This window comes from Streptomyces tagetis (assembly GCF_018069565.1).
GTDB lineage: Bacteria > Actinomycetota > Actinomycetes > Streptomycetales > Streptomycetaceae > Streptomyces > Streptomyces tagetis.
The window spans coordinates 738424-757582 of record NZ_JAGPNL010000002.1 but is presented as its reverse complement, the minus strand read 5'-3'; the positions used below and the strand labels follow the sequence as shown (position 1 = coordinate 757582).

Annotated in this window: 10 protein-coding genes and 1 riboswitch; of the genes, 5 read left to right on the top strand and 5 right to left on the bottom strand. The window is 75.6% G+C overall.

Annotated features, from left to right (window positions below; translation table 11 throughout):
- Positions 1-44: 44 nt before the first annotated feature.
- Positions 45-1298 (top strand): enterochelin esterase, encoded by a 1254-nt coding sequence (gene fes, locus J5Y05_RS11435; protein WP_210871149.1) that lies wholly within the window; start codon positions 45-47, stop codon positions 1296-1298.
- Between the two features lie 63 nt (positions 1299-1361).
- Here the strand turns inward: fes and J5Y05_RS11430 are convergent, their stop codons facing one another.
- Genes J5Y05_RS11430 through J5Y05_RS11420 form a run of 3 tightly spaced genes read right to left on the bottom strand, consistent with a single transcriptional unit; the run spans position 1362 to position 10304 of the window.
- Entirely contained in the window at positions 1362-2858 is a 1497-nt protein-coding gene (locus J5Y05_RS11430; protein WP_307853846.1) for a DHA2 family efflux MFS transporter permease subunit, read from the bottom strand.
- Complete coding sequence (locus tag J5Y05_RS11425) at positions 2855-3067, bottom strand: MbtH family protein (RefSeq protein ID WP_210871147.1); 213 nt, start codon at positions 3065-3067, stop codon at positions 2855-2857. The genes J5Y05_RS11430 and J5Y05_RS11425 overlap by 4 nt, the downstream gene beginning before the upstream one ends.
- Positions 3068-3074: 7 nt before the next feature.
- Positions 3075-10304, bottom strand: a complete 7230-nt coding sequence (locus tag J5Y05_RS11420) for a non-ribosomal peptide synthetase (protein WP_210871145.1) — start codon at positions 10302-10304, stop codon at positions 3075-3077.
- Positions 10305-10454: 150 nt separating this feature from the next.
- Here J5Y05_RS11420 and J5Y05_RS11415 point away from each other — a divergent pair, with 150 nt between their 5' ends.
- Complete coding sequence (locus J5Y05_RS11415) at positions 10455-11633, top strand: M20 family metallopeptidase (RefSeq protein WP_210871143.1); 1179 nt, start codon at positions 10455-10457, stop codon at positions 11631-11633.
- A 72-nt stretch (positions 11634-11705) separates the two neighbouring features.
- Here J5Y05_RS11415 and J5Y05_RS11410 read toward each other — a convergent pair whose 3' ends face one another.
- On the bottom strand, positions 11706-12716 hold the full coding sequence (locus J5Y05_RS11410) for an ABC transporter substrate-binding protein (protein ID WP_210871141.1): 1011 nt from the start codon (positions 12714-12716) through the stop codon (positions 11706-11708).
- Between the two features lie 152 nt (positions 12717-12868).
- On the opposite strand from J5Y05_RS11410, the gene J5Y05_RS11405 reads away from it, so the two are divergent.
- The 3 genes from J5Y05_RS11405 (at position 12869) to thiI (ending at position 18007) form a co-directional block, all read left to right on the top strand.
- Complete coding sequence (locus J5Y05_RS11405; protein WP_210871139.1) at positions 12869-13660, top strand: ABC transporter ATP-binding protein; 792 nt, start codon at positions 12869-12871, stop codon at positions 13658-13660.
- Between the two features lie 163 nt (positions 13661-13823).
- Positions 13824-14047: riboswitch (cobalamin riboswitch) on the top strand.
- A 164-nt stretch (positions 14048-14211) separates the two neighbouring features.
- Positions 14212-16530, top strand: coding sequence for a 5-methyltetrahydropteroyltriglutamate--homocysteine S-methyltransferase (metE, locus tag J5Y05_RS11400; RefSeq protein ID WP_210871137.1), 2319 nt, complete (start codon positions 14212-14214; stop codon positions 16528-16530).
- Positions 16531-16708: 178 nt separating this feature from the next.
- Entirely contained in the window at positions 16709-18007 is a 1299-nt protein-coding gene (thiI, locus tag J5Y05_RS11395; RefSeq protein WP_210871134.1) for a tRNA uracil 4-sulfurtransferase ThiI, read from the top strand.
- On the opposite strand, the gene J5Y05_RS11390 is transcribed toward thiI, so the two are convergent.
- The gene (locus J5Y05_RS11390) at positions 18004-19092 is read right to left on the bottom strand and encodes an enoyl-CoA hydratase/isomerase family protein (protein WP_210871132.1); all 1089 of its coding nucleotides are present in this window, start codon (positions 19090-19092) and stop codon (positions 18004-18006) included. The genes thiI and J5Y05_RS11390 overlap by 4 nt on opposite strands.
- Positions 19093-19159: the final 67 nt, after the last annotated feature.

Here is a 19159-nt window from a genome sequence, read left to right as displayed (position 1 = left end):
CCCCCTCCCCGACCCCCTGACGAAACGACGAAAGGCGGACCACCGTGACCGCACCTGCCAGTCCCGCGCTGCGCGCCCTCGGCGAGGGGGTGCGGGCCGGGGTGCCGGGGGCCGAGGCCGCGTTCCGGCTGCGCGCCGCCCGGACCGGGACGCCTCTGGTCGAGGCCGACCCCGAGGGCGACCCGGACCACCGGCTGGTCACCTTCCTGTGGTGGGACGAGCCCGACCGGCCGGCCACCGACGTGCTGCTGCTCCTGCACACCGTCACCGACCGGGACCGGCACGGCGGCGACCTGACCCGGCATCTGATGCGCCGGGCCGAGGGCACGTCGCTGTGGTGGCTCTCCCACCGGCTGCGCGCCGACCACCGCGCCTCCTACCAGTTCCTGCCCGGCCACCGGGACCGCGCCGAGCTGCTGCGCACCGACCGGGCCTCCTGGCGCTCCACCCTGGACCGGGCCGTGCCGGACCCGCTGAGCAGGGAGCCCGCCCTGCCCTCCCCCGCCCCGCGCCGCCCGGCGTCGGTGCTGTCGCTGCCGGCCGCCCCGCCGCAGCCGTACGCGGCGGGTCCCGTGCCGCGCGCCGGCGGGGATCTGGAGCGGGAGGTGGACGGGCGCCGGGTACGGGTCCACCTGCCGCCCGGACACCGGGCGTCGCGGTCGTACCCGGTCGCCGTGCTGCTCGACGGGGAGATGTGGGGGCCGGTGCTGGAGACCGGGGCCCTGCTCGACCGGATGCACGGGGCCGGGGCGCTGGCGCCGGCCGTGGTGCTGATGGTGGACACCATGGAGCGCCGGATGGAGGACCTGAGCTGCAACGGCGCCTTCGTGGACTGGCTCGCGGAGGCGCTGCTGCCGTGGGCACGGACCGAGTTCGGCGTCACCTCGCGGCCGGAGCGGACGCTGCTCGCCGGGCAGAGCGCGGGCGGGCTGACGGCGGCGTTCGCCGCGTACCGGCGGCCGGACCGGTTCGGGCTCGCCGTGTCGCAGTCGGGTGCCTTCTGGTGGCCGGAGGACGATCCCGGGCTGGGCCCGGAGTGGCTGACCCGGCGGTACGCCTCCGGGGCCCGCCGCCCGGTCCGGCTCTGGCTGGAGGTGGGCCTCCAGGAGTGGATGCTCCTCGCGGAGAACCGGCGGCTGCGCAACGTGCTGCGGGCCCGGGGCTACGAGATCGCCTACCGGGAGTTCAACGGCGGCCACGACTACGCCTGTTGGCGGGGCGGACTGGCCGACGCCCTGGCGGACCTGCTGGGCCCGGCGCAGCCGGAGACACCGGCCGGGGAGCGCGCGGCGCGCTAGCCCAGGCCCCGCCGGAACGGGAGGCGCCCCGCGGTCCCCTCCGCCACGGGGCGCCTCCCGCGCTCAGGGGGCGGTGGTCCGCTCGGGCGCCTGCGGTGCCGGGCCGCTCTCGCCCGGCGCGTCGTCCGCCGCCTCCTCGGGCAGCGGCGGCGGCTGCGACACCGTACGGGGCAGGCGCAGCGCGCACAGCGCCGAGACCGCGACCAGGGCGGCCGTCGCCCACACCGCCGTCCGGAAGGGGCCCGCGTCCATCGTCGTCCCCGCGGCGTCCCCGCCGCCGCCGACCAGCGCCGCGCACAGGGCGATGCCGAGGGCGCCGCCGAGGGTGCGGACGATCTGGAAGAGGCCCATCGCCTGGCCCATGTCGGGCGGCGCGATGGTCTCGAACCCGGCGAGCTGCACGGTGAGCACGGCGGTGCCCAGCACCAGCCCGATGGCGAACATCAGGGCGCGCACGGCCCACTCGTTCTCCGCCGTGCCCGGCGCCGCGAGCGCGCCGAACACCGCGGCGGCTGCGAGGAGCGCGGTCACCGCCAGCCGCCGCGGGCCCAGCCGGGGCAGCAGCCGGTCGACGACCTGGGAGGCGAGCATCAGCCCGATCGCCTCCGGGAAGACGCTCAGCCCGGCGTCCAGGGCGCTGCCGCCCAGGGCCGCCTGGAAGAGGAGCGGCACCACGAAGAGGACGCCCATCAGCCCGGCCGCGGTGAGCGCGGCCAGCGCGGCGGCCGGACCGTAGTATCGGTCGGCGAAGAGCCGCAGGCCGAGCAGGGGGGCCGGGGCCCGCCGCTGCTGGAGGACGGCCGCCACCAGCAGGACCGCGCCGACGGCGCCGCCCACCGCGACGAACGGGTCCGACCAGCCGTGGGCCGGTCCGAAGCCGAGCGCGTAGGTGAGCAGGCCGAGGGCGGGGGTGGCGAGCCAGAAGCCGGTCCGGTCGAAGGGGCCGGCGGTGCCCTCGACGTGCTCGCGCAGGCCGAACGCGCCGAGCGCCAGGGCGGCGGCGCCGACCGGCACGTTGACGAAGAACAGCCAGTGCCAGGAGAGGTGTTCGGTGAGCAGGCCGCCGAGCGGCGGGCCGAGGGCCGGCATCAGCGCCGTCGGCACGATCAGCACCTTCGCCAGCCCGGCCCGCTCCGGCGGGGTGAAGGCGCGGAAGAGCAGGGTCATGCCGACCGGGGTGAGCAGCCCGCCGGCGAGGCCCTGCACCGCGCGGGCCATGACCAGCACGGGCAGGTTCTGGGCGAGGCCGCAGAGGGCGGAGGCGGCGGTGAACACGGCCAGCGAGCCGAGGAAGACCCGTTTGGTGCCGTACCGGTCGCCGAGCCAGCCGGCGACCGGCAGGGCGAGGGCGAGGGCCACCAGGAAGGCCGTCTCGACCGTGTTGGCGGCCGAGACAGGCCGGCCGAAGTCCTCGGCGATGGTGTAGAGGGCCGGGTTGACGATGGTCGAGTCCAGGCCGTTCATGCACATCGCGGCCACGTAGACGAGGACCACGGCCAGGCGGGGGCTCAGCGGCGTCCGCCGTGCGCCCCGCCCGGCGGGGGAGTCGGACGCGGTCACCGGGGCAGCAGCCCGCTGGCGTGCGCGACGACCCAGTCCAGCGCGTCCTGGCGCGGGCACGGTCCGTGGACGGTGGTCCAGCCGTCCGGCACGTCGGCGAAGTCCGGCCACAGCGAGTGCCGGCCCTCGGCGTTGGCCAGGACGAGGAAGGCGCCGGTGTCGCCGTCCGCGTCGAAGGGGTTGACGGGGGCGTCGTGGTTCACGGCCATCGGGGTGTCACTTCTCCAGGTCGGTCAGGCGGTCGGCGACCACGCGGGCGATGTGCGCGATCGGTCCGGGCAGGGTCATGTCCTTGTGCGAGCAGGCGATGTCGGTGTTGTCGACGCGCCCGCTCACGTACGGCTTCCAGAGATCGGGGGTGAGGGTGTCGTCGATGGTGTCGACGGTGGCGCGGAAGAAGAGGACGTCGCCGTCGAAGCGGCGGTGGTCGAAGGCGCGTACGAGGTGGTTGGTGTTGAGGTAGATCTCGGCGAGCGCTTCCAGGGTGGGGGCGGTGAGGGCGGCCAGGGGGCTGCCCTCGCGCTGGAGGACGGCGATCACGTTGGCGGTGGTGAGGGGCTTGCCCTCCAGGGTGTCGGGGCCGTGGCCGCCCATCGCCAGGAGCGATTCCATCGCCTCGGCGTGGTCGGAGACGGGCAGCTCGCGGAAGCCCTCGGCGGGGTAGGCGTCCAGGACGGCGAGGAGTTCGACCTCCTCGCCGAGGTCCTGGAGGTGGGTGGCCATGGCCTGGGCGATGATGCCGCCGGTGGACCAGCCGAGCAGGCGGTACGGTCCCGCCGGCTGCACCTGCCGGACCCGGTCCGCGTAGTGCGCGGCGAGTTCCTCCAGGGTGGCGGGGAGCGGCCGGCCGGCGGTGGCGGGGCCGACGCCCTGGGCCTGGAGGCCGTAGATCGGCACGTCGGCGGGGAGGTGGCGGATGAGCCCGGCGTAGCACCAGCTCAGTCCGCCGGCCGGGTGGACGCAGTACAGCGGCGCGCGGTCGCCCTCGCGGGCGGGGCGCAGCGGCAGCAGGACGTCGAGGGGGTCGTCGCGGCGGGTGTCGGCGGCGTCGAGGGCCGTTTCCAGCGCGGCGACGGTCGGGGAGCGGAAGACGGTGCCGATGGAGACGTCGGTGCCGAGGGCGGCGCGGACGCGGGCGGCGAGGCGGACGGCGAGCAGGGAGTGGCCGCCGAGGTCGAAGAAGTTGTCGTCGACGCCGACCCGGTCGAGGCCCAGCACCTCGGCGAAGATCGCGCAGAGCTGTTCCTCGCGGGGGCCGCGCGGGGCGCGGGAGGGGTCGGTGCCCGCGGTGCGGCCGGGGGCGGGCAGGGCGGTGCGGTCGAGTTTGCCGTTGCCGGTCAGCGGCAGCCGTTCCAGTTCGACGACGGCGGAGGGCACCATGTGCACGGGCAGGTCGCGGGCGGCGTGCTCGCGCAGCCGCGCCGGGAGGGCGGCGCCGTCGGCGGCGGGGACGGCGTAGGCGACCAGGCGCCGGTCGCCGGGGGTGTCCTCGCGGACCACGACGGCCACGTCGGCGACGTCCGGGTGGGCGGCCAGCACGGCCTCGATCTCGCCGAGTTCGATACGGAAGCCGCGGATCTTGACCTGGTGGTCGGCGCGGCCGAAGTACTCCAGGGTGCCGTCGGCGCGGCGGCGGGCGAGGTCGCCGGAGCGGTACATGCGGGTGCCGCTCTCCCCGAAGAGGCGGGCGTAGGGGTCGGCGACGAAGCGGCCGGCGGTCAGGCCGGGCCGGCCGAGGTAGCCGGCGGCGACGCCGCGCCCGGCGACGTACATCTCGCCGGTGACGCCGGGCGGTACCGGCCGCAGGCGTTCGTCGAGGACGTAGACGCGCAGGTCGGGGATGTTGACGCCGATGGTGGAGGAGGTGGCGGCGCCGGCGGTGGCCCGGTCGAGGGGGAAGTACGTGACGTGGACCGTGGTCTCGGTGATGCCGTACATGTTGACCAGGACCGGCGCGTCCTCGGCGTGCCGGGCGTACCAGTCGTCGAGACGGCCGAGTTCGAGGGCCTCGCCGCCGAAGACGACGTAGCGCAGGGCGAGTTCGTGGCCGGGTTCCTCGCGGTCGGCGGCGGCGAGCTGGTAGAAGGCGGACGGGGTCTGGTTGAGGACGGTGACGCGCTCGGCGGCGAGCAGGCGCAGGAAGGCGTGCGGGTCGCGGCTGGTGGCGTGCGGGACGACGACGACCTTCCCGCCGTACAGGAGGGCGCCCCACAGCTCCCAGACCGAGAAGTCGAAGGCGTAGGAGTGGAAGAGGGTCCACACGTCCTCGGGGCCGAAGCCGAACCAGTGGTCGGTGGCGGTCAGCAGGCGGGTGACGTTGTCGTGGGTGACGACGACGCCCTTGGGGCGGCCGGTGGAGCCGGAGGTGTAGATGACGTACGCCGGGTGCTCGGGGGCGAGCGGGCGGACCCGGTCGTGCCGGGTGAGGGGGCCGCCGTCGGGGCCGTCGGCCGGGCCGTCGTCGACGGTGACGAGCGGCAGGTCGTGGGCGGGCAGCCGGGGTGCGGTGGCGGTGTCGGTGACGACGGCCGCGGGGCGGGCGTCGGCCAGCATGTAGGCGAGCCGGTCGGCGGGGTAGTCGGGGTCGAGGGGCAGGTAGCCGGCGCCGGAGAGGGAGACGGCGAGCAGTCCGGTGACCAGGTCGAGGGAGCGGGGCAGGGCGAGGGCCACGAGGGAGCCGGGGCCGATGCCGCGTCCGGCGAGGTGCCGGGCGAGCCGGTGGGCGCGGGCGGAGAGTTCGGCGTAGGTGAGGGTGGCGCCGTCGTGGCTGACGGCGATCCGGCCGGGGTGCCGTCGGGCGGCCTCCTCGTAGCGGTCGGCGAGGGTGGCCGGGGACCCGTGGTGGGCGGTGGGCGGCTGGACGTTGGCCTCGACCAGGGCGCGGCGGTGTTCGTCCTCGCCGAGCAGCGGGAGCAGGCTGATGGGGGTGTCGGGGTCCTGGGCGGCGGCGGTCAGCAGCCGGGCGAGGCGGTCGGCGAGGGCCTGGGCGGTGGAGCGGTCGAAGAGGTCGGTACGGAACTCCAGGAAGCCGGCGATGCCGCCGCCGCCGCGTTCCCCGGCGTTGAGGGTGAGGTCGAACTTGGCGGTGCCGGAGGTCATGGTGGAGAGCCGGGCGGTGGTGCCGGGGGCGAGCGGGAAGGTGGTGTCGGGCACGGACTGCCAGGCCAGCATGGTCTGGAAGAGGGGGTGGCGGGCGAGGGAGCGGGGCGGGTTGAGCGCTTCGACGAGGTGGTCGAAGGGGAGCGCGTCGTGTTCGAAGGCGTCCAGGGCGGTGGTGCGGGCGCGTTCCAGGAGTTCCCGGAAGGTGGGGTCGCCGCCGGTGTCGGTGCGCAGGACGAGGGTGTTGGTGAAGAAGCCGACGAGGTCGGCGGTGGTGTCGTCGTCGCGTCCGGCGACGGGGGTGCCGAGGGGGATGTCGGTGCCGCAGCCGTGCCGGGTGAGCAGGGCGGCGAGCCCGGCCTGGACGGTCATGAAGACGCTGGCGCCGGTGGTGCGGGCGAGCCGGGTGAGGGCGGTGTGGGTGGCCGGGTCCACGGCGAAGGGGACGGTGTCGCCGTCGGTGGCGGCGGCGGGCGGGCGGGGCCGGTCGGTGGGCAGGTCGAGTTGGTCGGGCAGTCCGGCCAGGGTCCGCTTCCAGTGGTCGAGCTGGGCGGTGGCGAGCGCGGTGGGCGCGTCCGGGGTGCCCAGCAGGCGCCGCTGGTGTGCGGCGTGGTCGGCGTACTGGAGGGGCGGTGGCGGGAGGTCCGGGGCGTGGCCGGCGAGGCGGGCGGTGTAGGCGGCGGCGAGGTCGCGGGCGAGGGGGGTGGTGGAGGCGCCGTCGCCGGCGATGTGGTGCAGCACCAGCAGGAGGGTGTGGTGTCCGGCGGACTCGGTGAACAGGGTGGCCCTCAGGGGGAGGTCGCGGGCCAGGTCGAAGGGGTGCCGGGCGGCGCCGGCCAGGTCCTCTCCGTCGGCGGCGCGGCGCAGCTCGGGCCGGGCGGCGGGGTCGTCGGGCGCCAGGATGTGCTGGCGGGGCAGGCTGTCGGGTCCGTCCTCGGCGACCGGGTAGCGGGTGCGCAGCGTCTCGTGGCGGGCGGTGAGGTCGGCGAGGGCGGCGGTGAGGGCGTCCTCGTCCAGGGGGCCTTCGACGGTGAGGACGAGGGGGATGTTGTAGGTGGGGCTGGGGCCCTCCAGGCGGTGGAGGAACCACAGCCGCTGCTGGGCGGGGGCGAGCGGCAGGGCGTCGGTGCGGGGTACCGGGACCGGTGCCGGGGCCTCGGGGACGTCGGGGGTGCCGGCGTGCCGGGCGCGGGTGAGGGCGGCGAGGGCGGCCGGGGTGGGGTCGCGGAAGACGTCGGCGACGGAGAGGGCGATGCCGAAGGTCTCGCGGAGCCGGGCGGCGAGGCGGGCGGCGAGCAGGGAGTGGCCGCCGAGGTCGAAGAAGGAGGCGTGGGGCGCGGGCGGTGTCTCCAGGCCGAGCAGGTCGGCGACGAGCCCGGCGACGATCTCGGTGTGCGGTCCGGTGGCGGGCGCCGGTACGGCGGCTCCGGCCGGGGTGGCCGGTTCCGGGTCGGGCAGGGCGCGGTGGTCGAGCTTGTCGTTGGCGGTCAGCGGCAGGGCGTCCAGGAGCGTCACGGTGGCCGGGACCATGGGGGCGGGCAGCGCGGCGGCGAGGTGGTCGCGCAGGGCGCCGGGCGCGGGGTCGGTGCCGGGGGCGGGGACGGCGTAGGCGAGGAGCCGCTTGCCGCCGGGCGCGTCACGGGCGATGACGGCGGCCCGGCCGACGTCCGGGTGGGCGGCCAGGACGGCCTGGATCTCGCCGAGTTCGACGCGGAAGCCGCGAATCTTGACCTGGTCGTCGGTGCGGCCGAGGAATTCGAGGGTGCCGTCGGGGCGGCGGCGCACCAGGTCGCCGGTGCGGTACATGCGGGCGCCGGGGTCGCCGTGCAGGGCGCCGAAGGGGTCGGCGACGAAGCGCTGGGCGGTCAGGTCGGGACGGCCGAGGTAGCCGCGGGCGAGGCAGGCACCGGCGATGTACAGCTCGCCGGGGACCAGGTCGGGGGCGGGGCGCAGCGAGGTGTCGAGGACGTAGAGGCGGGTGCCGCGCACGGGGGTGCCGTCGGAGTCGGGGCCGGTCCAGTGGCAGGCGTCGACGGTGGTCTCGGTGGGGCCGTAGAGGTTGAGCGGGTGGACGCCCTCGGTGGCGGCGAGGCGGCGCCACAGCGGGGCGGGGACGGCCTCGCCGCCGACGACGAGGACGGCGGGCCGGTGCCGGCCCTCGCCGAGCAGTCCTTCGGCGAGCAGGGCTTCGGCGTAGGAGGGGGTGACGTCGAGGTAGTCGACGCGGTGGGCGTCGACGTAGGCGGTCAGGGCGGCCGGGTCGCGGTAGGTGGCGTCGTCCAGGAGGTGCAGTTCGTGGCCGTGGACCATCCACAGGAGGGGGTCCCAGGAGGCGTCGAAGGCGAACGAGGCGCTGTGGGCGACCTTGAGGGGGGTGCGGCCGGTGCGGGCGACGGCGGGGGCGATGTGGTCGCCGCCGTGCCCGGCGTAGAGGTTGGCGAGGGAGCCGTGGGTGACGACGACGCCCTTGGGGCGGCCGGTGGAGCCGGAGGTGTGGATGACGTAGGCCGCGTCGTGCGGGGCGGGGTGGGCCGCCGGGCGGCCGTCCGGTCTGTGCCGCAGGGCCTCGGTGGTGCCGGGGGTGTCGAGGGCGATGACGGGGAGTCCGTGGGCGGGGAGCCCGGACAGCGCGTCGGCGGTGCCGAGGACGCAGGCGGGGCGGGCGTCGTCCAGGACGGCGAGGGTGCGGGCGGGCGGGTGGCCGAGGTCGAGGGGCTGGCAGACGCCGCCGGCCTTGAGGACGGCCAGGAGGGCGGTGACCATGCCGGTGGAGCGGGGCAGGGCGAGGGCGACGGCGGTCTCGGGTCCGACGCCGTGGGCGGCCAGGTGGTGGGAGAGCCGGTTGGCGGCGGCGTCCAGTTCGGCGAAGGTGAGGCTCCGCTCGCCGCAGCGTACGGCGGTCGCGTGCGGGGTGCGGGCGGCCTGGGCGGCGAACTCCTCGGGCACGGTGCGCGGGTGGGGGGCCTCGTCGCGGCCGGCGGTGACGCGGCGGATCTCGTCCTCGCCGAGCAGGTCGAGGGTGGCGAGCGGGCGCCCCGGGTCGTCGAGGAGCAGACGGGTCAGCCCGTCCAGGCAGCGGCGGAAACCGGCCTGGTGGCGTTCGAGTCCGGCGGCGGTGTGCCGGCGGGCGTGGGCCTCCAGGACGAGGGTGAGGCGGTCCTCGGGGCCGGGCCAGGCGCCGACGGCGAGGTCCTCGACGGGGCCGGCGGCGAGGTTGCGGACGGTGCCGGGCAGTCCGCCGAAGTCGAGCGGTCCGCCGTCGTGCGGCTTGATGTTGACCATCGGGCCGGTCAGCGGGGTCTCGGGCGAGGTCAGCGCGAGGTCGCGGCGCAGGTCGGCCTGGGGGTAGCGCTGGTGGCGGCGGACCTGGCGGATCTCCAGGACGATCCGGCGCAGCAGCTCGGGGGCGGTGTCCTCGGGGCCGACGGTGACGCGCAGCGGGAGGACGTTCACGGTCATGGCGGGGGTGCGCAGGGCGGCGGGGCCGCGCCGGTTGGTGACGGGCAGGCCGAGGACGACGTCCCGGGCGCCGGTGAGGCGGTGCAGGTGGACGGCGGTGGCGGCGACGACGAGTTCGGCCCAGGTGGCCTTGGCGGTGGAGGCGGCGTGGGAGAGCCGGGAGAGTGATCCGGCGGGCAGGGCCGCGCCGCACCGCAGCGGTCCCCCGGCGGCGTCCGGGTCGGCCGGGCTCGCCGGGTCGGCCGGTGCGGGGGGCGGGGTGAGGGTGACGGGGGCGGCGCCCGCCATCCGCTCGCGCCAGAACTCCCGGTCCCGGCCGTACTGTTCGCCCGCGAGGTACTCCCGTTCCTCCGCGACGACCTCCGCGAGCGGGGCGAACCGGGAGGCGGGGGCCGGCCCGTCGCCGGCCGTGTACAGCTCGGCGACCCGGCGGCCGAGCAGGGTCAGCGCGTAGGCGTCGACGGCGATGTGGTGGACCCGCTGGTACCACTGGTACCGCTCCTCGCCGACCCGCAGCAGCGCCTGCCGCATCAGCCCGTCGCGGGTGGCCGGGTCGGCGGGGCGGGTCAGGTCGGCCCGGACCCAGCGTTCGGCGTCCCCCTCCGGCGATCCGCACTGCCTGAGGTCGACCCGGCGCAGGGTGAACGGGGCGTCCGGGTCGGCGTACTGCACGGGCGTGCCGTCCTCCTCGGCGAACCGCAGCCGCAGCGTCTCGGCCTCGGCGACCGTGCGGCGCAGGGCGCGCTCGAAGCGGTCCTCGTCCAGCGGCCCGGTGATCTCCACGACGTCGGCCGTATGGAACTCGGTGCTGTGCGGGGCGAGTTGCCGGGCGTAGTGGATGCCGCTCTGCGCGGTCAGCAGGGGGATCGAGTCCGGACGCTCGGTCATCTGGGAGCAACTCCTCGGTTCGTCAGAGCCTTTGCCGGGTCACACCACGACCAGCAAGGACTTAGGTAAGCCTAAGCTAATTACTTGCATGCGCCCATCCCACCCCCGCCCCCGGGCGGCCGGGCGCCCCGCACCACGGAAGAGGAGCCGATGACCGACCCGCACGAGGGCGCCGGAGCAGCCCCGGACGACGTCAAGTCCCGTATACGCACGGCGATCGAGAGGCACCGGGAGGCGCTGCTCGGCCTCAGCCGCCGCATCCACGCCCACCCCGAGACGGCCTTCGGCGAGCACCGGGCCGCCGCCTGGTGCGCCGAGCTCCTGGCCGCCGAGGGGTTCCGGGTGACGGCGCCCGCCTACGGGCTGGAGACCGCCTTCGAGGCGCGGGCGGGCAGCGGCCCGCACACGGTCGCGGTGGTCTGCGAGTACGACGCCCTGCCCGGACTCGGCCACGCCTGCGGCCACAACCTCATCGCCGCAGCCGGGGTCGGCGCCGCCCTGGGCCTCGCCCCGTTCGCCGACGAACTCGGCCTGTCCCTACGGGTGCTGGGCACCCCGGCGGAGGAACGGGGCGCCGGGAAGGCGCTGATGCTCGAACAGGGCGCCTTCGACGGCGTGGACGCCGCCATGATGGTGCACCCGTGCCCCTTCGACATCGCCGACTTCCGTTCCTTCGCCCTGGGCACCCTGTCGGTGACGTACACCGGCAAGGCCGCCCATCCGAGCCTCAATCCGCACGAGGGCCGCAACGCCGCCGACGCCCTGACCGTGGCCCAGGTCGCCCTCGGCCTGCTGCGCCAGCACCTGCCGTCCGAGTGGCGGGTGCACGGCATCACCACCGAGGCCGGCCGGGCGCCGAACGCCGTCCCCGACCTGGCCCGCGCCGAGTACGAGCTGCGGACGCCGGCCGCCGAGGACCTCGCCGAGCTGCGCGCCCGGGTGGAGGCGTGCTTCCGCGCGGGCGCGCTGGCCACCGGTTGCGAGGTGACGCTGGAGCGCCCCGAGCCCGACTACCTGGACTTCCGGGGCGACCCCGCGCTGATCGCCTGGTGGACGGCGAACGCGCGGGCGCTCGGCCGTCCGGAGCCGGTGGAGCGGCCCCCGTTCGCCTGCACCGACATGGGCAACGTGTCGCACGCGGTCCCCTCCATCCACCCGGTGCTCGACATCAGCGGCGGTGCGTGCGGACCGCACGAGGCCGCCTTCGCCGAGGCGGCCGTCTCCCCCGCGGGCGACCAGGCGCTGCTGGACGGGGCGACGGCCATGGCGTGGACCGCCGCGGACTTCGCCCGCTCCCGGCGGAAGGGGCACGCGGGGCCCACCGGCTGAGGACGCGCGGGGTGCGGGCGGCCGTCGGGCCGCCCGCACCCCCTCCGCAGGACACCGGAGGGCGACGGGGCGTCAGGAGCCGCCCAGCGCCTTGCTGATGTCGCCCATCACCACGTCGGCGGCGAGCGGTCCGCCGCGCGTGGACCAGACCGAGCCGTCGACGGTGACGGCGTGGCCCTTCTCGACCGCGTTGAGGTCCTTGTAGGCGGCCTTGGCCCGGACGTCTTCGAGGGCCTTCTCGCCGTCGGAGGTGAGGGTCGACAGGAAGAGCCAGTCGCCGTCGATCTCGTTGATCTTCTCCAGGCTCAGCGAGGGCGTGTGCGCGTTGCCGTCCTTGTTCTGCGCCTTCGGCCGCTTGAGGCCCATCTCCAGGGCGATGCCGCTGGCGAACTGCTTGTTCTCCATCCAGCTCGGGCCGTCCGGGTTCCAGCGGACGATGGAGACCTCGGCGCCCTTGTTCGCGCCCAGCTTCTCGCCGGCGGCCTTGGCGGCCTCCTCGTGCCCGGTGATGACCTCGTTCGCCGCGTCCAGCTTGTTGACGGCGTTGCCGATGCCCCGGAAGGACAGCTTCCAGTCGTCGGTGGGGGCCATCGTGACGAGGGTGGCCGGCGTGATCTCGCGCAGTTGCCCGAGCACCTGCTCGTCCTGCATGTCACCGGCGAGGATGAGGTCGGGCTTGGCGGCGACCACCTTGTCCATCACGGGCTGGAGCAGGTTGCCGACGACGTCGATGCCGCTCACCTTGGCGGCGAGGTAGGCGGGCGGCTTGTCGAGGCCCTGGCCGTTGGTGATGCCGACGGGCTTCAGCCCGAGGGCGAGGACGGCGTCCAGGTCCTCCTGAGTGAGCGTCACGATCCGCTTCGGCTCGGCGGGCACCTCGACGGCGCGTCCGGTGGCGTCCTTGACGGTACGCGTGGCCGAGGCCGCGGTGTCCTTGCCCGCTCCGCCGGCGTCCTTGGCGTCCGCGTCGTCGGAGTCCGTGCCGCACCCGGCCAGGAGCAGCGCCGCCGCGACCGCCGCGGCGGCGGCCCGGCCGGCGGTGCGGCGGGTGGGCATCGGGGAGGGACGTCTGGACAGGGACATGCGGTCTCCATGGTTCAACGGGGGCGTACGAAAAGGCAGATGGGCAGGGGGAGGTGACACAGCGGGCCACCACCGCACTGCGGTAGTAAGGTTAGCCTTACCTCACGCCTTCCGGGCAAGGGGCTTCGTCTCACTGCGAAAGGTCGGTCCAGGTGGAACTGCGCACCGAGCAGCTCATTGCCGGGTACTCCGGTCGTACGGTCGTGAACCGGGTCGACGTGACCGTGCCCTGTGGGCAGGTGGTCGCCATCGTCGGCCCCAACGGCTGTGGCAAGTCGACCCTGTTGAGGGCGATGGCCCGGCTGCACGCACCGGAGTCGGGCCGGGTCCTGGTGGGCGGCGAGGACGTGTGGGGCCTTCGTCAGCGCGAGGCGGCGCACCGCATCGCGCTGCTCCCCCAGTCGCCGCAGGCACCGGAGGCCGTCACCGTGGCCGGCCTGGTCCGCTACGGCCGCCATCCGCACCAGGGCCTGTTCCGCCAGTGGTCGCACGAGGACGAACGGGCCGTCGGCCGGGCCCTGGAGGCCACCGGCACGACGGAGCTGGCGGGGCGCCGGCTGGAGGAGCTGTCCGGCGGCCAGCGCCAGCGCTGCTGGCTGGCAATGGCCCTGGCCCAGGAGACGCCGGTACTGCTGCTGGACGAGCCCACCAGCGCGCTGGACATCGGGCACGCGGTCGAGGTGCTGGACCTGGTGCGGCGGATCGCGGCCGACGGGCGCACCGTCGTCATGGTCGTGCACGATCTGGCCGCCGCCGCCCGTTACGCCGACTCGCTGGTGGCGATGCGGGACGGCCGGGTGGTGGCCTGCGGCCCGCCCCGCGAGACCATCGACGCCGCGCTGGTCAGGGAGTTGTACGGGGTGGACGCGGAGGTGCTCACCGCCCCGTCGGACGGGTCGCCGGTGGTGGTCCCGGTGGCCGCGGCGGCGACGGCCTCCGCCTGAGCGCGCGCGGACCACGGGGGCCTGACGTGTTCCCCGCATCCGGCGGCGGGGAGCCGCGCGAGCCCTTCCGGCGCGATGCCGGGGAACTGGCTCCGGCACCCCGCCGTGTCCACGCCGCCATCCGCATGGCGGACGCGTCGCCCGCCCGGCGGCGTCGGCGTCTAGGGTGGAGCGTGCAGCTGGTTCGCCCCGTCCGCCAGGCGGGATGCGTCGCAAGAGGGAACCCGGTGGGAATCCGGGACTGCCCCGCAGCGGTGAGCGGGAACGACCGCCGTCATGAGCACTGGGCCGAAGGGCCCGGGAAGCGACGGCCAGTAGGTGTCCTCCTCGGTGACCGAGAAGGACGTGCCCGCGAGTCCGAAGACCTGCCACCTGCCCGAGCGCGCACCCCGCGCGCCCGGACATCCCGGTGACCTCGAGGGCGGGTCGGCGTACACCAGACGGACGAGCGCGGCGGACCGGCGTGCTGTCGTCCCGTCCGGTCCGTCACCCCTTCGCGCGCTCGTCCCGTCGCCGGGACCTCAGGGATCCATCTCGCGAAGGAGATCTCCGTGACCACCGAGTCCGCAGCCGCGGCAGCACGGGCCACCGTGTACGGCTACCCCCGTCAGGGCCGGAACCGGGAACTGAAGAAGGCGGTCGAGGGCTACTGGAAGGGCCGCGTCGGCGCCGACGCCCTCCACGCCACCGCCGCCGGGCTGCGCCGTGAGAACTGGCGGCAGCTCGCCGAGGCCGGCATCCACGAGGTGCCCACCGGCGACTTCTCGTACTACGACCACGTGCTCGACACCACGGTCATGGTCGGCGCCGTGCCGGAGCGGCACCGGGCCGCCGTCGCCGCCGACCCCCTGGACGGCTACTTCGCCATGGCGCGCGGCACCCAGGAGGTGGCGCCGCTGGAGATGACCAAGTGGTTCGACACCAACTACCACTACCTGGTGCCCGAACTCGGCCCGGACACGGTGTTCACCGCGGACTCCTCCCGGCAGGTCGCCGAGGTGCGCGAAGCCCTCGCGCTGGGCCTCGCCGCCCGCCCGGTCCTGGTCGGACCGGTCACCTACCTGCTCCTCGCCAAGCCCGCGCCCGGCGTCGCCGCCGGCTTCGACCCGCTCACCCTGCTGGACCGGCTGCTGCCGGTCTACGCCGAGGTGCTGGCCGACCTGCGCGCGGCGGGCGCCGAGTGGGTGCAGCTCGACGAGCCCGCCCTGGTCCAGGACCGCACGCCAGCCGAGCTGAACGCGGCCGGACGCGCCTACCGCGACCTCGGCGGGCTGGAGGACCGGCCCCGGCTGCTGGTGGCCTCGTACTTCGACCGGCTCGGGGACGCGCTGCCGGTACTGGCGAAGGCGCCGGTCGAGGGGCTGGCGCTGGACTTCACCGAGGCCGCCGCGGGCAACCTGGACGACCTCGCCGCCGTGGGCGGGCTGCCGGGCAAGCGGCTGGTCGCGGGCGTCGTCAACGGCCGCAACGTGTGGGTCAACGACCTCGCCCGGTCCCTGACCACGCTCGGCACGCTGCTGGGCCTGGCCGACCGGGTCGACGTCTCCGCCTCCTGCTCGCTGCTGCACGTGCCGCTCGACACCGCCGACGAGCGGGACATCGATCCGCAGATCCTGCGCTGGCTCGCCTTCGCCCGGCAGAAGACCGCCGAGATCGCCGTCCTGGCCCGGGGCCTGGCCCACGGCACCGACGCCATCGCCGCCGAACTCGCCGCCAACCGCGCCGACCTGGCCTCCCGCGCCGACTCTCCGATCACCCGGGACCCGGCGGTACGGGCCCGCGCCACGGCCGTCACCGACGCCGACGGGCGCCGCTCCCTGCCGTACGCCGAGCGGGCCGCGGCCCAGCGCGCCCGCCTCGGGCTGCCGCTGCTGCCCACCACGACGATCGGCTCGTTCCCGCAGACGGCGGAGTTGCGGACCACCCGCGCCGATCTGCGGGCCGGGCGGATCGACGGCGCCGGGTACGAGGAGCGGATGCGGACCGAGGTGCGGGAGGTGATCTCGTTCCAGGAGAAGGCCGGCCTCGACGTGCTGGTGCACGGCGAACCCGAGCGCAACGACATGGTGCAGTACTTCGCCGAGCAGCTCACCGGCTACCTGGCGACCCGCAACGGCTGGGTCCAGTCGTACGGCACCCGGTACGTGCGCCCGCCGGTGCTGGCCGGTGACATCGCGCGTCCCGAGCCGATGACGGTGGCCTGGACGACGTACGCCCAGTCGCTGACCGGCCGTCCCGTCAAGGGCATGCTCACCGGTCCGGTGACGATGCTCGCCTGGTCCTTCGTCAGGGACGACCAGCCGCTCGGCGAGACCGCCCGCCAGGTGGCCCTCGCGCTGCGGGACGAGGTCGCGGACCTGGAGGCGGCCGGGACCTCGGTCATCCAGGTCGACGAGCCCGCGCTGCGCGAGACACTGCCGCTGCGCGCCGCCGGGCACCCCGGCTACCTCGCCTGGGCGACGGAGGCGTTCCGGCTGACCACGAGCGGGGTGCGGCCGGACACGCAGATCCACACGCACATGTGCTACGCCGAGTTCGGGGACGTGGTGCAGGCCATCGACGATCTCGACGCGGACGTCATCAGCCTGGAGGCGGCCCGTTCGCACATGCAGGTGGCCCGGGAACTGGCCGCCCACGGCTATCCGCGCGAGGCCGGTCCCGGCGTGTACGACATCCACTCCCCGCGGGTGCCGGACACCGAGGAGGTGGCGGCCCTGCTGCGCACCGGTCTGGAGGCGATCCCGGCCGAGCGGCTGTGGGTCAACCCGGACTGCGGTCTGAAGACCCGCGGCTGGCCGGAGACCCGGGCGTCCCTGGAGCACCTGGTGGCCGCCGCCCGCACGGTCCGCGAGGAGCTGTCCGGAAACTGAGGCCGCGGCGGCGGGACGCGGGTGAGGTACCGCCTGGAGCGGTTCCCGGGCCCGCGTCCCGCCTCGCCGGCCCCGCTCCCGGCCGTGCCGGAGCTACGGTGACGGGGGGCGCCCTCCGTCACCGTGGCTCCGGCCGGGGAGCGCGCCGAGGACGACCGGTTCCGCCAAGGAGGTCCCCATGTCCGGTGAACACGTCGCCGAACGCCCCGAGGTGCCCGCGGCCCGCCGGCCCCCCGGGTACGGCCCGTGCGTGCTGCTCAAGCACGGGGAGATCTTCCTCAAGGGGCGCAACCGCCACCTGTTCACCCAGCGCTTGCAGGACAACCTGCGGATCGCGCTGCGCGGGGTGGGCGGCTCGACGTGGATCAAGACCGCGCAGAACGTCACCGTGCTCGGCGGGCAGGTCCCCCGGGAGGTCCTGGTGGAGCGGGCCCGGCGGGTGGTCGGCTTCAACACCGTCGAACCGGCGGTACGGGTGCCCAGCGAGCAGGACGAGATCACCCGGGCGGCGGTGGACGCGGTGCGCACGGCCCTCGCCGGGCGCCCGGCGGCCACGTTCGCCGTGCGGGTGAAGCGGCGGGACAAGGGGTTCCCCGTGACCTCGTTCCGGATGGCGGGGCACCTGGGGGCGCGGGTGCGGGAGGCCGTGCCCGCGCTGCGGGTGGACCTGACGGCGCCGGAGCTGACGCTGACGGTGGAGATCGACCGCAAGGAGACGTACCTCTCCTGCGAGCGGCTGCCGGGTCTGAGCGGGCTGCCGGTGGGCTCCAGCGGCCGGGCGCTGGTGCTGCTCTCCGGGGGCTACGACTCCCCCGTCGCCGCCCACCGCGCCATGCGCCGCGGACTGGCCTGCGACTTCGTCCACTTCACCGGAGCCCCCTACACCAACCCCGCCTCCGTCTACAAGGCATACGCCCTCGCCCGCGAACTCAACCGCTACCAGCCGCCCGGCGACCTCCACGTCATCGCCCTCGGCAAGGCACAGAAACAACTCGCCGTCGCCGGAGCCGGACGCCTCCAGGTCGTCGCCCAGCGCCGCCTCATGGTCCGCACCGCCTCCGCCCTCGCCGCCACCACCGGCGCCGACGCCCTCGTCACCGGCGACAGCCTCGGCCAGGTCGCCAGCCAGACCCTCGCCAACCTCGCCGCCGTCGACGAAGCCGCCACCCTCCCCCTCCTGCGCCCCCTCATCGGCTGGGAGAAACAAGAGATCATCGACGAGGCCCGCACCCTCGGCACCGCCGACATCTCCGTCCTCCCCGACGAGGACTGCTGCACCCTCCTCGCCCCGCCCCGCGTCAGCACCCGGGCGGGCCTTCCCCCGCTGCACGCGGTGGAGCGGCGGCTCGACCTGGAGGAGCTGGTGGGGACGCTGCTCGCGGGCGCGCAGGTGATGCGCCCCGGCGACGGGGCGGTGGTTCCGGCCGGAGCCGGTGACGCGGCCCCGGCGTCCGGCCCCCGTGTCCCGACCGCCTAGTCCGCCGCGCCCGGCGCTCCCGGCTCGCCCGTCTCGCCCGCCAGGCCGAGTTCGCGGGCGCCCAGGCGGGCGAAGTAGCGCTCGACGTCGGCGTCGGTGACCTCGGCGAGGGTCGCCGGGGACCAGCGCGGGGCGCGGTCCTTGTCGACGACCTGGGCGCGGATGCCCTCCACCAGGTCATGGGTGCCGAGGCCCGCCAGGGAGCTGCGGTACTCCTGGTCGAGGACGGCTTCGAGGCTGCCCAGGGCGCGGGCCCGGCGCATCGCGGCCAGGGTGGCCTTCACGGCGGTGGGCGACTTGGCGAGCAGCGTCTCGGCGGCCTCCTTGGCGGCCGGGTCGCCGTGGTCGAGGAGCCGCCGGACGATCTCCTCGACGGTGTCGGCGCGGTAGCAGGCGTCGATCCACTCCCGGGCGGCGGCGAGATCGCCCCCGGGCGCGGGCCGCGCATGGCGGGCGACGGCGTCGGCGACGGGGAGCGCGGCGAGGTCGGCGAGGAGGTCCGGCAGGGCCGCGGAGGGGATGTAATGGTCGGCGAGCCCGCACAGCAGGGCGTCGGCGGCGCCGATGCGGGCGCCGGTCAGCGCGAGGTGGGTGCCGAGTTCGCCGGGGGCGCGGGAGAGCAGGTGGGTGCCGCCGACGTCGGGGACGAAGCCGATCCCGGTCTCGGGCATGGCGATCACCGACCGCTCCGTGACGATCCGGACATCGCCGTGGGCGGAGACGCCGACACCGCCGCCCATGACGATCCCGTCCATGACGGCCACGTACGGCTTGGGATAGCGGGCGATGCGGGCGTTGAGCCGGTACTCGTCGCGCCAGAACGCGGCCGAGGCACTGCCGTCGCCGTCCCGGGCATCGGCGTGCACGACGCGGATGTCGCCGCCCGCGCACAGCCCCCGCTCCCCCGCGCCGGTGAGGACGACCGTCTCGACGGCCGGGTCGGACTCCCACACCGTCAGTGCCTCACCGAGGCGCAGCACCATCTCGTGGTTGAGGGCGTTGAGCGCCCGGGGCCGGTTGAGGACGAGGTGGGCGGCCCGTCCGTCGGTGCGCAGCAGGACCGGGGCGCCGGTTCCGTCGCTCATCCGCGTGCCTCCGTCGTAGCGCCGGCCGCGATGACTCGCATGTCTCCTCGACTCCTTCCGGGACCCG

Bases quoted from the DNA above. Each gene is read 5' to 3' on its own strand.
- J5Y05_RS11420 (WP_210871145.1), bottom strand. From the start codon at position 10,304: ATGACCGAGCGTCCGGACTCGATCCCCCTGCTGACCGCGCAGAGCGGC.
- thiI (WP_210871134.1), top strand. From the start codon at position 16,709: ATGTCCGGTGAACACGTCGCCGAACGCCCCGAGGTGCCCGCGGCCCGC.
- J5Y05_RS11425 (WP_210871147.1), bottom strand. From the start codon at position 3,067: ATGGCCGTGAACCACGACGCCCCCGTCAACCCCTTCGACGCGGACGGC.
- J5Y05_RS11415 (WP_210871143.1), top strand. From the start codon at position 10,455: ATGACCGACCCGCACGAGGGCGCCGGAGCAGCCCCGGACGACGTCAAG.
- J5Y05_RS11410 (WP_210871141.1), bottom strand. From the start codon at position 12,716: ATGTCCCTGTCCAGACGTCCCTCCCCGATGCCCACCCGCCGCACCGCC.
- J5Y05_RS11390 (WP_210871132.1), bottom strand. From the start codon at position 19,092: ATGAGCGACGGAACCGGCGCCCCGGTCCTGCTGCGCACCGACGGACGG.